14 protein-coding genes and 1 pseudogene are annotated in these 15,108 nt (G+C 32.1%); 9 read left to right on the top strand and 6 right to left on the bottom strand.

Going from position 1 to position 15,108, the window contains the following annotated elements; translation table 11 throughout:
- The first annotated feature begins 3 nt into the window (after positions 1 to 3).
- The 9 genes and pseudogenes from WCW66_01825 to WCW66_01865 all read left to right on the top strand — a co-directional run bounded on the left by WCW66_01825 (position 4) and on the right by WCW66_01865 (position 8,986).
- Positions 4 to 879, top strand: a complete 876-nt coding sequence (locus WCW66_01825; GenBank protein MFA6391481.1) for an alpha-1,2-fucosyltransferase — start codon at positions 4 to 6, stop codon at positions 877 to 879.
- A 4-nt stretch (positions 880 to 883) separates the two neighbouring features.
- Positions 884 to 1,801 carry an NAD-dependent epimerase/dehydratase family protein gene (locus tag WCW66_01830; GenBank protein MFA6391482.1) on the top strand — a complete coding sequence of 306 codons (918 nt, stop codon included), beginning with the start codon at positions 884 to 886 and terminating at the stop codon, positions 1,799 to 1,801.
- A 164-nt stretch (positions 1,802 to 1,965) separates the two neighbouring features.
- Positions 1,966 to 3,174, top strand: coding sequence for a glycosyltransferase family 4 protein (locus tag WCW66_01835; protein ID MFA6391483.1), 1,209 nt, complete (start codon positions 1,966 to 1,968; stop codon positions 3,172 to 3,174).
- The gene (locus WCW66_01840) at positions 3,155 to 4,429 is read left to right on the top strand and encodes a glycosyltransferase (protein ID MFA6391484.1); all 1,275 of its coding nucleotides are present in this window, start codon (positions 3,155 to 3,157) and stop codon (positions 4,427 to 4,429) included. The genes WCW66_01835 and WCW66_01840 overlap by 20 nt, the downstream gene beginning before the upstream one ends.
- 19 nt (positions 4,430 to 4,448) lie before the next feature.
- Positions 4,449 to 5,390, top strand: a complete 942-nt coding sequence (locus WCW66_01845) for a hypothetical protein (protein MFA6391485.1) — start codon at positions 4,449 to 4,451, stop codon at positions 5,388 to 5,390.
- Between the two features lie 74 nt (positions 5,391 to 5,464).
- Positions 5,465 to 6,502 carry a polysaccharide biosynthesis protein gene (locus tag WCW66_01850; GenBank protein MFA6391486.1) on the top strand — a complete coding sequence of 346 codons (1,038 nt, stop codon included), beginning with the start codon at positions 5,465 to 5,467 and terminating at the stop codon, positions 6,500 to 6,502.
- 30 nt (positions 6,503 to 6,532) lie between these two features.
- A pseudogene (locus tag WCW66_01855) lies at positions 6,533 to 6,892 on the top strand (WxcM-like domain-containing protein).
- A gap of 40 nt (positions 6,893 to 6,932) precedes the next feature.
- The gene (wecB, locus tag WCW66_01860) at positions 6,933 to 8,075 is read left to right on the top strand and encodes a UDP-N-acetylglucosamine 2-epimerase (non-hydrolyzing) (GenBank protein ID MFA6391487.1); all 1,143 of its coding nucleotides are present in this window, start codon (positions 6,933 to 6,935) and stop codon (positions 8,073 to 8,075) included.
- A 23-nt stretch (positions 8,076 to 8,098) separates the two neighbouring features.
- Positions 8,099 to 8,986 carry a sugar nucleotide-binding protein gene (locus tag WCW66_01865; protein ID MFA6391488.1) on the top strand — a complete coding sequence of 296 codons (888 nt, stop codon included), beginning with the start codon at positions 8,099 to 8,101 and terminating at the stop codon, positions 8,984 to 8,986.
- A 249-nt stretch (positions 8,987 to 9,235) separates the two neighbouring features.
- Here the strand turns inward: WCW66_01865 and WCW66_01870 are convergent, their stop codons facing one another.
- The 6 genes from WCW66_01870 to WCW66_01895 all read right to left on the bottom strand — a co-directional run bounded on the left by WCW66_01870 (position 9,236) and on the right by WCW66_01895 (position 14,962).
- Positions 9,236 to 10,786, bottom strand: coding sequence for a hypothetical protein (locus WCW66_01870; protein MFA6391489.1), 1,551 nt, complete (start codon positions 10,784 to 10,786; stop codon positions 9,236 to 9,238).
- Between the two features lie 67 nt (positions 10,787 to 10,853).
- Positions 10,854 to 11,996 (bottom strand): glycosyltransferase family 4 protein, encoded by a 1,143-nt coding sequence (locus WCW66_01875; GenBank protein ID MFA6391490.1) that lies wholly within the window; start codon positions 11,994 to 11,996, stop codon positions 10,854 to 10,856.
- A 71-nt stretch (positions 11,997 to 12,067) separates the two neighbouring features.
- Complete coding sequence (locus WCW66_01880; protein ID MFA6391491.1) at positions 12,068 to 12,814, bottom strand: class I SAM-dependent methyltransferase; 747 nt, start codon at positions 12,812 to 12,814, stop codon at positions 12,068 to 12,070.
- An 87-nt stretch (positions 12,815 to 12,901) separates the two neighbouring features.
- The gene (locus tag WCW66_01885) at positions 12,902 to 13,954 is read right to left on the bottom strand and encodes a glycosyltransferase family 2 protein (GenBank protein MFA6391492.1); all 1,053 of its coding nucleotides are present in this window, start codon (positions 13,952 to 13,954) and stop codon (positions 12,902 to 12,904) included.
- A complete protein-coding gene (locus WCW66_01890; GenBank protein MFA6391493.1) occupies positions 13,945 to 14,283 on the bottom strand; it encodes a DUF2304 family protein in 339 nt (112 codons plus the stop codon). The genes WCW66_01885 and WCW66_01890 overlap by 10 nt, the downstream gene beginning before the upstream one ends.
- 1 nt (position 14,284) lies before the next feature.
- Positions 14,285 to 14,962, bottom strand: a complete 678-nt coding sequence (locus WCW66_01895) for a glycosyltransferase family 2 protein (GenBank protein MFA6391494.1) — start codon at positions 14,960 to 14,962, stop codon at positions 14,285 to 14,287.
- Between the last annotated feature and the right edge of the window lie 146 nt (positions 14,963 to 15,108).

Below are 15,108 nucleotides of genomic sequence, written 5' to 3' on the forward strand. Positions count from 1 at the left end.
TTTATGATTATTACCAAAATTATCGGCGGATTAGGTAACCAGATGTTTCAATATGCATTAGGTTTTTCTTTAGCCAAAAAGAATAACTCAATTTGTAAATTGGATTTTAGCGGATTTTCTAGCTATAAACTTCATAAATATTCACTGAATCACCTTAATATCCATTTAGATCAAGCCACTGAATCAGAAATCAACAATTTAAAAAACCCACCAGTTTCAATTAAAACAAAAATTAAGAACAAATTAGGCTTTTCGGGACGGCAGTTAGATCCTCACCATATTGTTGAAAAAGATTTTAGTTTTGACCAAAATATACTTAATTTAAGGGGAGACTACTATCTTGACGGATATTGGCAAAGCGAAAAATATTTTATAGATTATCAAGATTTAATCCGGGATGAATTCAAGGTAAAATCGAATCCTGACATTGTAAATAATGAATATATAGATAAAATTGCAAATTGTGATTCGGTTTCAATTCACATACGCCATGGGGATTACCTGACGAATAAGAAAACAAAATCTGTTCATGGAGTTTTACCGCTTGAATATTATCACAAAGCAATTGATATAATGGAAAAACAATTGCAAAACCCAAATTATTTTGTTTTTTCTGATGACATTGAGTGGGCTAGAACAAATATTCGTAAAGATATTCCAATATTCTTTTTAGACCATAATAACGCTGAAAATAATTACGAGGATATGAGATTGATGAGCACCTGCAAATGCAACATTATTGCCAACAGCTCATTTAGCTGGTGGGGCGCTTGGTTAAATAATAATCCCGATAAGCTTGTAATAGCACCTCAAAAATGGTTTGGTGAAAATACAAAAGAAACAAAAGACTTAATTCCAGAAAACTGGGTAAGAATATAACCGAATGAAAAAAACAATACTAATTTTAGGTGGAGAAGGATTTATTGGGAGGAATTTAATTGATGAGTTAAAAGATAATTGCAACATTATTTCATTTGATTTGGAGAAAAATGCTAAAAGCGATGATAAGATAACATTCTACAAAGGTAATTTCACTTTTCAGCAAGATCTTGAAATAATATTTAAAGAAAATAAAATTGATATAGTTATTCATGCATTATCAACTACCATCCCCTCAAATTCTAATGCAAACATAATATATGATATAAATTCTAATTTGGTAGCAACAATTGAACTGCTTGATCTGATGCGTAAATATTCAACTCCAAAAATTATCTTTATTTCTTCCGGCGGTACTGTGTATGGATTATTAGATCATGAGCAAAGTGTTGTAACTGAAAATCAAGCGACAAATCCAATATGTTCATATGGAATTGTCAAACTTTCAATTGAGAAATATATATATCTGTATAACTATTTATACGGGATAAATTACCTGGTTCTAAGATTTGCCAATCCCTACGGTAGATACCATAAATCCGATAAACAGGGATTGATTAATGTAATTTTAAATAAAATCATTAACCATGAAACTGTAACTATTTGGGGAGATGGAAGCACTGTCAGAGATTACGTTTATATCAATGATTGCTCTTCTATAGTTAGGAATTTAATTGAGAAAAATATTTCAAACGAAACAATAAATATAGGTTCCGGGGTTGGATACTCCATTAACGATATTTTGAAAATTATTGAAAAGCAGATTGGCAATTTTAAAACTAATAGGCTGGAAACGCGCGATTTTGATGTGCCCAGCTTTATATTGGATAATAGTAAACTCCAATCAATAATTAATCATACATTTACTAATATCGAGGAAGGGGTAAATAATACTTATAACTGGCTAAAAAACAATGAATAAGACACGAATTACTGTATTACAGCCGGAATACAGTGGTGAAAATGATATTAAGGAAGCAAGCAATGAAAAGCGTACTAAGTCAGACGTTCATTGATTCACAGATTGATTTATGTCAAATAAAATAAAGATCATCAAAAGATAATATAATTTCATTTTTTAATATTGTGCAAAATAATAGACTTTCATTACTCATAATTTCCGAACCATTCCCTAATATAAACAATTCGTTTTTGGGTACTTTTGTAGTAAATCAAGTTAATGAATTAACTAAAAAATATAATGTTGTAGTAATAACCCTATACGGACCCTCAATATATAACTTGTTTGTGAAACATCAGAAAAAGATAATTCATAAAGAAAATCTGACTATTTATTACATAAGATATTATCCTATGTGGATGGTTGGGCTAAGAGTCTTAAGGCTGATATCAGGAAAAACACTATGTTTACTAAACAAAAAGTACTCTTCAAAAAAAGTACTAAAACTTGCTGTAAAGATTAACCAAAAACACAAATTTGATTTAGTCCATGGACATGAAATATATATTGGAGATGAATCTTCAAAAGTAGGAAAAGCACTTAATATTCCTTCCATATTTACATTACACGGATTATATCAATATCATGTTCAATGTTTTGGGAAAAAAGTGGTTAATAAAGCCATCGAAAACTTGGCGCATTTTAACAAACTAATTTCTGTTTCCAAAATAGCGGCCAATTCGTATCTAAGCAACGGCTTAAATCATATAAATTTCGAAATTATTCCCAACGGCATTACACTTAAGAACAATCTTAAACCAACAAACAGAATATCTTCTTTCACTAAAAATAAAACTGTTCTGCTAACGGTTGGATTTTTCGTTCCAGAAAAAAGAATTAGTAAGTCAATCGAAGCCTTATATAGTTTGAAATTATCAGGTTATCGTGATATAGTTTTGCTGATTGTTGGGACTGGTAAGCTTAAATCAAAATTAGAAAGATTAGTAAAAAGATTAAATTTATCTGATTCAGTATTATTTACAGGACAGATATTACCTGAACAAATGTCGTCGATCTATTCAGTCGCCAATATTCTAGTACATCCAAGTATTGTAGACAGTTTTTCAATGGTCTGCTTAGAGGCCATGTCATATGGAATACCAATAATCTGTACAAAGAATATTGGTCTAGTTGAATATATCCATCCTGGTCGCGATTCAATTGTTATTGAACCAGACAACCAAGAACAACTTCAGAAAGCAGTAAAGAAACTTATCGATGATTCTAATTTTCGAATTGCAATAAGTCAGCAAGGTAAATTGACTGCTCAAACTCTATCTTCTTATGAGCAAACACTAAAAGTTGAAAATATTTATGAAACATTTATTTCCTGATGGACCAAAAAAAATCCTAATCATTTCTTCCTGGGCACCACCAATGATCGGCGGACCGCAGAGTCTTTATAATGTCTTTTCTCAATTTCCAAAAGATTCATATTCTATACTGACTTCATATAATATTATATGGGATACCCAGAAATCAAATGTTTCTGGGTCTTGGCTTCCATGTAAATATTATTTTTTTGATCATAAGGGAGAAATTAACGGTGGTAGTGTTAAAATTCTGACCGCCAGCAAAAATGTAAATATAGCGAAAAAGGTTTTCGACTTTTTTAAAGCACTGCCGGTTTTTAATTTAATTGTAATCTCAGCATTATTAGTTTATTCTATATTTTCTACCACAAAAAAAACTATTACTATCAGTAAGCAAAACAAATTTAACATGCTGTTGGGATTATCAGATATTGGCTATGCTCTGATTAGCACCTATTTCGCTCATAAAATTACTAAAATCCCCTATGCACTCTATATATTTGATGTTTACAAGGGTTATAAATTTGAGTTACCCTATAAGTTTTTGGCTAGCTTGTTTGAGAAAGTTATTTTTAAAAACGCGAAAATAATAATCGTGACTAATAAAGCTACCGAAGATCTATATAAAAAAAGATACGGGGATAGTTTAAATATTAAGATAATACATAATTCAGTTTTTACGGATGCTTATGATAAAATCAGGGTTGAACGACATATTACAGCGCCATACAAAATTATTTTTACCGGTTATGTTTATTGGGCACAAGAGCAGAGTCTTTTAAATTTAATTAAAGCTATGGAACAGCTAATAGATCTACCGGTAGAACTACTAATATATTCGCCAAAACCTACTGACGCTATCAGAAATTCGATTGTAAATAAAAATAATATCAAACTTCTGTCAGCAAATCAATCAGAAATTCCCAAGATCCAAAATGAGGCGACCTTATTATTCTTACCTCTTTCCTGGAACACTAATGCTCCCGCAATTATTACGACCGCTACTCCCGGAAAATATACTGATTATTTGGCCTCTGGTCGTCCTATGCTAGTGCATGCACCTGATTATGCTTATGTTTCTCAATATACCAAAGAAAATCAATTAGGATTGGTCGTTGATAAAAATGACATTCAATTACTGGCAGATACAATTAGAAATTTTATTAAATATCCCGGTAACGGTCAAAATTACGTTAATAATGCATTAAAAATATTTTATCAAAATCACGATGCTAAAAAAAATGCAAAAAAATTAGCAAAACTACTAGAAATTTAGCATATAATACTATCTTTAGATGAATCATGATATACCGGAACCAAATAATGAAAAACACGCCATGGATTTATTATCAGTCCCCGACTGGCATACTAAACCCGGTAGTCATCTTTTGGAATTCGGACAAGCTGTACCGAAAATTCAACTGGAACATAATCAGGAGTTCATAGAGACATATCCGGAGGTTCAGGCTCTATGCAGAATCTTAGAATCCAGAAAAGATAAAAATTTGTTTAACGGCCCGCTTGCAAGTGTTGACAACGTAGCAATCGGCGATGACGGCTTGTCAATCAGTACGAAGGAAACTGATTTTTTTTCATATTTAGCTTCTTCATACTATAACCGCGACCATGTCGGTGAAAATTCTGTAAGGCCATTGAGTGTGCAATCAACGATTTTTACTCCAGGCAACAAAAAAATAATTCTGGAGCGCCGACCGGAATCCATGGCTGACTCTCCAAATAAACTAAGTGTTTTTGGCGGATCTATAAAACCTGGCATACACCCCGATGATGCCATACTAGAAATCAGCAGGCGCAAGTTAGGCTTAGATTTATCACCTGATCAAATACAACCCAGCGGCCTGACCCGAGACAATATGGCCAACATTTTTTGTGTTACGTATGCCGTCGAATTAACCGAGGAACAGTATCGGACTAAGTATGAGGAGGTTAAAGGTTTAATGCGAAGACATGAACGGATGTTTTATTTGGTTTCAACTGACGAAGCACAACACTCCATGGAACAAATATTGACCGGTAAAAGAACAATTGATCAATGGGATCCGAATGCTTTCTTTAATCTGCTTTATGCCCTATCCGCAAAGGGATTGCGCGATCCCCAGGAACTTGATGCAATTGTTAATGCCAATGATGCAATTTTGAAGGAATCACCATTACATCACACTTTTCCGATTGAAAAATATCTAGGTCAGGTTTCTTTAGATAGGAAACCAGAATAATATATTCCTGAATTGACTCAATTGTATTAAATGTTATAATAAAACCTATTATATTAAGAGATTAAAGCATATTTATGGAACAATATAAAAATCATCTACAAGACAAGACGATAATGATTACTGGCGGAACAGGATCATTTGGTAATGCTGTTGTTGATAAACTCCTACAATACAACCCTAAAAAAATTGTCATATTCAGCCGTGATGAAAAAAAGCAATTTGACATGGGTAATAAGTATAATTCTAACAAACTAAAATTTATAATCGGTGACGTCAGAGATAAAGATTCCGTCTCCCATGCTGTTTGTGATGTAAATTATATTTTTCATGCTGCCGCCTTAAAACAAGTCCCGAATTGTGAATTTTTCCCTATTGAAGCCATAAAAACAAATACACTTGGTGTTCACAACATCATTGATTCTGCAATTGAAAATGATGTTGAGAGAGTTGTCGTCCTTAGTACGGATAAAGCCGTGTATCCTATCAACGTGATGGGCATGACAAAGGCACTGATGGAAAAAATAATGATTGCCGGCGCCCGTGAAAAACGCGGAAAGACAATTTTATGTGGTACTCGTTACGGTAACGTTATGTACACCCGCGGATCTGTTATTCCATACTTTATTGATTTAATCAAAGCTGGAAAGCCATTAAGGATTACAAAGCGAGACATGACCCGATTTATGATGTCTTTAGACCAATCAATTGACCTGGTTCTATATGCTTTAACCAACGGAAATAACGGTGATATATATGTAAGAAAAGCGCCGGCCGCTACAGTTGGTGATTTAGCGCAGGCAATGACGAATATTTTTAAATATAAACAGGGTGAAGAAGAAGTTGGAATTCGCCCGGGGGAAAAGATGTATGAAACTTTAATCTCTTCTGAAGAATCCTACCGTGCTGAAGATTGCGGTGATTACTACAAAATAAATCCAGAAGTTCCTGATATGGATTATCGCGATTATTTTTTTAAGGGTGAAAAAGAAAATATCCTGCCTCACGCTGGTTATAACTCATCTAACACGAAGCAATTATCTGTAAAAGAAGTGGAGTCCATCCTTTTGGATCTGAATGAGATTCAGGAAGAAATTAAATTAATGGGTATATAAAATAAGTTAACCGCAGATTATACGTCACAACAACTGGAAATTAAAAAGGATCAGCGTGGTAAATTGATCGAAGTTTTTAAACTTCCCGACGTCGGTCAGGTTTTTTATTCTGTTTCAAAACCAGGCGTAATCAGAGGCAATCATTATCACAAAAGAAAAATTGAAACTTTTTGTGTAATAGAAGGTGAAGCATTAATCCGTATGAGAAACCGTTCAACAGATGAGATCAAAGAATTCAAAGTATCCGGAGACAAACCCCAGCTGATTGAAATGCGAATTAATTGGACGCACAATATTCAAAATACCAGCCAATCCGAAATGAGATTATTAGTTTGGGCTAATGAAGTATTCGATCCGAATGATCCGGATACATTTGCAGAAAATGTGTAAATTTAAAGTTTTAAAATATAATTAATACCGAATCTAATTTATGAAAAAAGAAATCAAGAAATTAAAAATTATTACAATTTTTGGGACACGTCCAGAAATCATCAGGATGTCACAAGTTTTTACAAAATTAGACCAATATTTGAATCACGTAATGGTTCACACTGGTCAGAGTTTTGATTATGAAATGAATAAAATTTTTTTTGACAATCTGAAAATTCGAAAACCTGATTATTTTCTTGATATAAAAGCTGCGTCACTTGGTGAACAAATAGCAAATATAATTTCCAGAAGTGAAACTGTATTTAAAAAAGAATCACCGGATGCTTTGCTTTTATTAGGCGACACCAATAGTGCACTATCCACTATTGTTGCTAAAAGAATGAAAATACCTATTTTCCATCTGGAGGCCGGTAACCGCAGTTTTGATGAAAATGTCCCGGAAGAAATCAACCGACGTATTGTTGATCATATCAGCGACATCAACCTGCCATATAGTGAAAATGCCAGATTGAATTTACTAAGGGAAGGGATACATCCCGGCACAATGTTTGTTACAGGTTCACCGCTAGCTGAAATATTGCATAAAAATAAGAAATCAATTGATAAATCAAATATTGTCAAGGAATTGAAACTGCCACCAAATAAATTTTTTGTTGTCAGCTTACATCGTGAAGAAAATGTTGATTCAAAAAAATCCTTCAAAACACTGATTGATATCCTTAATGATGTTGCCGAAACATATAAACTGCCCCTGATTGTCACTACTCACCCAAGAACCAGAAAGAGATTGCTGGAAGAAAAACTAAAAACGAATAAACTGATTAAATTCTGTAAACCTTTTGGTTTTTTTGATTACATCAAACTACAAAAAAATGCATTCTGCGTTATTTCTGACAGTGGTACTATTCAGGAAGAATGTTCAAATTTGCAATTTCCGGCCATTCAAGTACGTAACAGTTCTGAACGTCCAGAAGCTTTTGATGAGGGTGTGACAATCTTAACTGGTCTGGATAAAGATAATGTACTAAAATCTATTGAGATCGTCACACAACAACATAAATCCGGTGAAAAGTTCAAAATCCCCCATTCTTATCAGGATACGAATTTTTCCAGCAAGGTTTTACGCCACGTGGTCAGTTTAACGAAAATTATTCAGAAACGACGTGGTTCTCCAATGGTATAAATGTAGTTAATAGATACGGATACATGAAAACAATTGCCATAACTGCCCCGAATAGCCTTTCGGGAAGCATGATGTATAGTGTACTGAAAGAAAATTTCCGTCTAGTACTTATATGCGAAAGTAAGGATAAATTGGCATTGCTAGAAAATATTTATGGCAAATGTTTAAAACATAATGCTATAATCTTCGATTTGATGGATTTATATCAAGACTACGTTACGGGATTTTTAAATCAACCTGACGGTCTGAATATAAGCAAACTAGTAGATAAAATCGGGGAAGTAGATGCATTTATCAATTGTGCGACTATAACTAATCCCCATATTAAGCAAGATCCGGTCAAGGCTTTTTTTATTAACAGCAGTCTGCCACATATTTTAAGTCAGATTTATGGTGACAAGTTAATACATATTGCCACTGATTGTGTTTTTGATGGACAAATCGGCGCTCCTTATAATGAAAAATCGATCCATCATCCAACTGACGCTTATGGTTTGACAAGAAGTCTGGGCGAGCCGGCTGATCAGTCGCTTGTTTTACGCGTATCACTTGTCGGTCCGGAGATAGATAGTTCTGATTCGCTGATTGAATGGTTAAAAAAGAACAAGAGTAAAACGATTGATGGTTTTACAAATCATACTTGGAATGGTCTTACATCTCGTGAGTTTGCATTAATTTGCCAAGAGATAATCAATAACCGCAATCAATATCCCAAAACAGGTCTTTTTCACCTATTCTCTACAAATGTTACAAAGTATGACATGCTAATTAAATTCAAAGAAAAATACAATATTGATGTTAATATCAATCCGAGTCAATCAACATCAATTGATCGACGTTTAGATACTGCATTTGATTTATGCAGGAAGTTTAATATTCCTTCCTTTGATGAAATGTTAAAAGAATTGTAAGTATTATATTAAAACCTGATTCTATTTCAGATACTGATAATGAATCACTGAGAAGCGAAGAAGTGAGCAGATTAGTGAATATTGCTAATGATGAGAGGTATAGTAAGGTGGAAATGTTCTCATCTAAAATACTTTCTTATTTTGGAGAAATGTATGTGATAATGTTGGTCATTTTCCACATACATTAAAAATTCACAGTTCTTTTAATCTGCAGACTTTTCTCTATATTGATTTACATTAATTTTGGTTTTAGATTAACTCAAACAGCAATGCATCGTTCGAATTAAACAAACTATTGTAATAAATTTTATTGCTAAACATCTCAGCTAAGTTATCAATATTTTTATTTCCTTCTTGATTCGGCTTCATTAGCAAAAAATACTTAATATTATTATTTTTAAAGAAATAAATACTTGATTTCAAATCAGGCTGATTAAATGCCAGACAAGCATCATTATTTTCTCCACACAGTTTCAATTCAGTAGTTATATGTTGAATACTCCTTTCACTAATCATTACATCATGATTAGTTTGTGATACTCCATTAACATGAGAAAAGATCAGATCATCATTTTTAGAAACTGTTTTTAACAAATTAAGTGCCCTAATTTGGTTATTCGTTACAATATTTGAATTATCATATAATTCTTTTACTCTACTGGTACTACTAATAATAAGTATCACAAACATAGTCATGATAAATATAAATAGTTTTGAATTATTCCTAACCTTAGTCAACAAATAATTTAATGGATAAACCGCAAAGAAGGCAATAAAAACACCGGCTAGAAAAACAATCCTCTCATAGTAGAAATCAATGCCAAGTCTGTAAGTTTGTAATATGATCAACAGCATTAATATCCAAAATAGTGGGAATATCCTGTAGGATAGTAAGTTTTTCCGAATCTGAATAATATAAAATACTATTCCAGTAACTCCAAAGGTAAAAAGAAAAGGACCTAAGTATTCACCATATTGAGAAACCAATATCGGGCCTCTAAACTTATCTCCGTTAGTGCTTCCCCAGAAAGAGACAATCCCCTCTTTAATTACAGGATAATATGCATATAATGCATATCCAATTAACGAGAAGACAAACAAAATAATAATTCCGCCTTTGTAACGGCCCAATTTCTTCAATTTACTATGAAGGATATGTTTTAATTGCTTGTTAATTAGAAATAGATATATAATGTACAATGCAATTGTTATCAATAGAACCGGAGCGGTCAAGTACTTGTGGGTAAAATATAGTGTGATAATAAAGAAAATTATTAGTAAAAGTAGTTTATTTTTTTTTGTGCGACTGTAGCTATAAATCAAATAGTATATAATATTTACATATGTAAAAGCCAACAAATTGGAAACAGTCGATCCTGCAAACAATCTGATAATAGCAAAACTTCCTAGCACTGCGATCGGAAACAATACAGCGGTCATGCTATTGAAAGTTTTTCCAACAAGATAACTTGTCAGAACAATTAATACTATGAGAAAAAGTTGGTAGATTGAAAATAGTGGATAAGTAAAGTCAAGCCCGGTAAACTGATTGATGAGTACAATGTTAATATCGGTCAATGGCGATGGATATGCATAAAATCCATTATAGGTTGCCTGATACGCTTTCGGCACAATTTGATTACTGGTTATCCATTGAGCATCATTAATATATGTAATGGCGTCGGTGCCGACCGGAATTGGCTTGATAACAGGATAATAAAAAACCAAAAGTGCTAAAATTACTTCTAAAAATACAATTAGAGCAATTAATTTTTTTGATTTACCAATATATGAAATCATATCCAAACTACTTTATTTTCAATTTTATTAAATAATATACCAGACAGTTCATTTAAATTACTAATCATTACCTAATTAATGCAGTTTTATACATACATTCAACTTTTTTTGCAATAGAATCCCAGGTATATTGATCTTCCACCTTTCTTCGACCGTTTTGTCCTAAGCGCCTTGCATAAACTGAATCTTTTAGTAGAATACCAATTTTATCTGTTAAATCTTTTACATTTCCCTTTTCAAATAATAATCCATTTACTCCGTCATTAACAACCGTTCTTACTCCTGGTAGATTACTTGCTATCACGGGTTTAGCACAGGCCATTGCTTCTATTAAAACTAAGCCAAACGACTCAACTTTTGTTGATGGCAGGACAAGTAAATCAGCTTGTATTAGGTGTTGTAATGCTTCTTTATTACTTAATTTACCGACAAAAGATATTTGCTGTGATATACCTAATTCTTTAGCTAATTTAATGTATTTCTCTTTTAAATCTCCGTCACCAATAACTAATAAATGCGCTTTATTAGTAAATGATTTAAAAGCTTCAAATAATATATCCAATCTCTTAAAGTAGTGAGCTTTATCCAAAGTACCAATAAATGCTATAATAAATTTTTTTTCTTCAATCTTATATTCTTTTCTTACATCTGGCCGTTCTAGTATTTGAGTAAAATCCTCTAAATTAATACCATTGGGAATAATAGCAACCTTGCCTTCTTTCTTCTTTAAGTAACTCACTTGAGAATGATTAATATGATCATCAGATAAACCTAGCACCATTTTTGCTCCATCCATAACAGATTTTTGAAAAAATAGATTATATACTTGAAAAATAGTTTTTTTTAATAGACTATCGCCCTCGGCATCTTGATGATAGGTTATTACATAAGGAATATTTCTTTTTTTTGCGGCTTGTTTAACAATAATATCACCACCAAAAAAAGGATAATGTAGGTGGATAATATCAAATCCAATAAGTATTTTTTTAAGAGATGGCAAAACACTCGCATTTCCAATTGAATAATACGGTTTTAAATATTTTATCTTGAAAGGCATATTCAATTTATGCGATAATCTTTTTTCGGTTTCAGGTAAAAATACAGTTACATCATGTCCTAAAATAGATAGTTTTTTTGATAAATTGTAACAGACATTTCCAGATCCTCCTTCATAGGGCGGAAAAGTTGAAGTTACTTGGGCTATTCGCATTTTGTTTTATTCAATTCCATTTAACTATTACGAATCTTTATTACCTAGAAATGTTTTTTGTCTGCAACTTTTCATTTGGTAACATAATAAACTACACTCTGATTTGATTTTATATTGAATTTTTCTTCCTGAACCTCCAGAACTTTTACCCCATTGCTTTTCAAAAAAGAAACAACTTCCTTTTTTGGAATAGAACTCATGCTAATGGAAAATAGTTTTAGCTTTTCGTATAAATATTTATTCTTAAATCCCATAAATTTTAGTAATAAAAACAATTTTCTCACTAATTGAAGTCGGTAAATTAAAGGTATATAAGCAGGCAACTGAAAAATCAACAAACCATCTACTTTTAATGTCCTTATAAATTCAATAATATATGATTTTATTATTGATTTATCCTGTAAATGTTGTAAAACTAGGCTAGTATATATCATATCAAAAGAATTACTATCAAATATCTTTAAATTTTTCTCTGTATTTATTAAAAAATGACAATTTGGCATATCTGTGTTCAATTCCCTGGCTTTTAATATCATATTCTCAGCGATATCCACGCCAATGCATTCTTTAAAGTAATTATTTAATGCTCTTGTAAGCCTACCCACCCCACACCCAAAATCAAGCACTTTTTCTCTGTATTTTGGATAGTCTAATGTCGTAGCTACTTTCATTACAGTATCAATCTCCTTTTTACCAGTAGAAAAAAAATCATCAGTGTCCCATTTATTGAATCTTTGTTTAGGGTCTGACAAAATTGCCCAAAATGGATCTCTAATGGCTAAATCTTCCCACTCTTCTTTCAGTTTATCTAGAGACATAATTTTTATTTATTAATAATAGTAGTTATAAAATATAGAATGCTATATGTGTGAATAATATTTTTCTATTTATCGGTTTGTTCACCATTATTCTTTTAGAGTTAATTCTTTAACTGAAATACCAAATCTTATAAACCAAGAATATATTTCTTTGTTTGTAACCTTTTTATTTTTTTGAATAATTTTTCTTTTTTTCAACATTTTTGGCGCTCCACTTAAACCGAAATACCACGCTTTTAGTAATATAAAGAATAAAGATCCTGCTGAATAATTTTCGATATACTTACCTGCAGATCCTCTTTTTCCTAAAACCCCATATATTTGATACAAATATCTCTTTAAACTATAGTAGGGGCTTATTAGTAATAAAGATATAGGAAATATTTTAATTGCCACCCATAGCCTATTTCTTTCTACAAGAAAAGCTTTTTTAGGAGAGTATTTCCCAGCAGTAGCCGAATACATATGATAAACTATAGAGTCAGGAATATACATTGAAATCCAGCCAGCCATTCTAGCCCTCAATCCAAGATCCGTGTCTTCACCAAAATAATAAAAATCCTCATCTAACAAACCAATTTCATTCAAAACTTTTTTTCTGTAGAAAGCTGCGCAACCGCTTGGAAAACATATTTCTTCAATTTTATCGTATTGATGAATATCTTTTTCAAGTTTTCCCCTTCCTCTATTTAGTCCATCTTTATATATTAAATGACCTACATTATCAAACACATTTCTGTCAAAATAAGAAAGTATTTTAGGTGAGAACATTCCCACCTTACTATACTTCTCATCATTAGCAACATTCACTAATCTTGAAATGCAGTGTGTATCCATTTCAGTGTCGTTGTTGAGAATAAAAATATACTCTCCACTTGACTGCTTTATTCCAATATTATTCGCTGCAGAAAAACCTATATCTTGTTTATTCTCGATAATAATAACTTGGGTAAATTTATCTTTAAGATATTCAATAGAATCATCATTTGAACCATTATCAATCACAATGATTTCAATGTTTTCATAACTTTGTTTCAGTATTGAAGGTATGCATATTTCAAGCAGTTTTCTTCCATTTTTGTTCAGCACCAAAACTGAAACCAGTGGTAAATCCACTTTTATAGATTGATTCACTTCCATTCCTTTTTATTATTATCTCTCAATGCCATTTCTCTGACTAGACCAGTAATCTCATGCTCGACAAACTCTAACTTAACGTAAATTCGAAACATACCATAAAATAATGCAACTAATGATATATATACTAGTGCATCTACACCCCTACCGATTCCAACACTGTGCGCAATATAATCACTGACTTTCGGCCACCAAACAAAGAAAAGTATTCCAGACCATATAAAAATCCAAATCAACAACGCGATCTTTTTTACAGACCCTTCACGATGACGAAGAATAACACGAGATATTGCAAATACAACAAAAAAAGTAATAAAAATTTTTATAATCATACTACCTTAATTTATTAACAAATATTTTAAATAATATTTTAATAAAATCTCCAATCTTTTGACCCTTGGCCAAAGAATAATCAGTATAACTAATCGTTACCGGGATTTCCATAAATGAAATGTGCTTATGCGCTATTTCTTCTAGTATTTCAGATGCATGCGCATAACGATCTTGCGAAAAGTGAATCTTTTCAGCTGCTACTGCTGTCATTGCCCGAAGTCCATTGTGTGTATCAGATAGATTCAACCTAGTAGTAAAATTCGTATATACGATTGCCAAACGATGCAAAACCTTCCTCATAAGTGGTATCTTACGCTGACTTAATTCCGTAAGATAGCGAGATCCAAGTGTAACTTCACACTTTTTTGCATATAGCGGTTCTAGCAAAAGTTTTATATCTCCAACTTGATGCTGTCCATCCGCATCAAAGGTCACAATATAGTCTGCGCCTCCATTTAGTGCTAATACTATCCCAGTCTTTAATGCCGCTCCTTGACCACGATTAATAAGATGCTCAATAATCATGCAATTATAATTCCGTGCAATTTCGGCAGATTTATCTGATGAGGCATCATCAACAACAATTATATCATTGTAATTATTCTTATTGAGGTCGGATAAAACATTACCAATTGTTTTCTCTTCATTAAATACCGGAATTACTATGACAGTTTTCATTTTTTGCTGAAATAAAATCATTCTGATTTAAGCATCAAATATGGTGTTTTCGTTATTTATTATACATAATACGCAAGTAATTATCAACCACCAACCAACGATAATTATTCATTTACAAAAAGCAGTAAAAATGCTAGATTTTAAAG

This window comes from Patescibacteria group bacterium (assembly GCA_041664365.1).
Lineage (GTDB): Bacteria > Patescibacteriota > Patescibacteriia > UM-FILTER-42-10 > UM-FILTER-42-10 > JAHJEX01.

Bases quoted from the DNA above. Each gene is read 5' to 3' on its own strand.
- WCW66_01825 (MFA6391481.1), top strand. From the start codon at position 4: ATGATTATTACCAAAATTATCGGCGGATTAGGTAACCAGATGTTTCAA.
- WCW66_01830 (MFA6391482.1), top strand. From the start codon at position 884: ATGAAAAAAACAATACTAATTTTAGGTGGAGAAGGATTTATTGGGAGG.
- WCW66_01840 (MFA6391484.1), top strand. From the start codon at position 3,155: ATGAAACATTTATTTCCTGATGGACCAAAAAAAATCCTAATCATTTCT.
- WCW66_01845 (MFA6391485.1), top strand. From the start codon at position 4,449: ATGAATCATGATATACCGGAACCAAATAATGAAAAACACGCCATGGAT.
- WCW66_01850 (MFA6391486.1), top strand. From the start codon at position 5,465: ATGGAACAATATAAAAATCATCTACAAGACAAGACGATAATGATTACT.
- wecB (MFA6391487.1), top strand. From the start codon at position 6,933: ATGAAAAAAGAAATCAAGAAATTAAAAATTATTACAATTTTTGGGACA.
- WCW66_01865 (MFA6391488.1), top strand. From the start codon at position 8,099: ATGAAAACAATTGCCATAACTGCCCCGAATAGCCTTTCGGGAAGCATG.
- WCW66_01870 (MFA6391489.1), bottom strand. From the start codon at position 10,786: ATGATTTCATATATTGGTAAATCAAAAAAATTAATTGCTCTAATTGTA.
- WCW66_01875 (MFA6391490.1), bottom strand. From the start codon at position 11,996: ATGCGAATAGCCCAAGTAACTTCAACTTTTCCGCCCTATGAAGGAGGA.
- WCW66_01880 (MFA6391491.1), bottom strand. From the start codon at position 12,814: ATGTCTCTAGATAAACTGAAAGAAGAGTGGGAAGATTTAGCCATTAGA.
- WCW66_01885 (MFA6391492.1), bottom strand. From the start codon at position 13,954: ATGGAAGTGAATCAATCTATAAAAGTGGATTTACCACTGGTTTCAGTT.
- WCW66_01890 (MFA6391493.1), bottom strand. From the start codon at position 14,283: ATGATTATAAAAATTTTTATTACTTTTTTTGTTGTATTTGCAATATCT.
- WCW66_01895 (MFA6391494.1), bottom strand. From the start codon at position 14,962: ATGAAAACTGTCATAGTAATTCCGGTATTTAATGAAGAGAAAACAATT.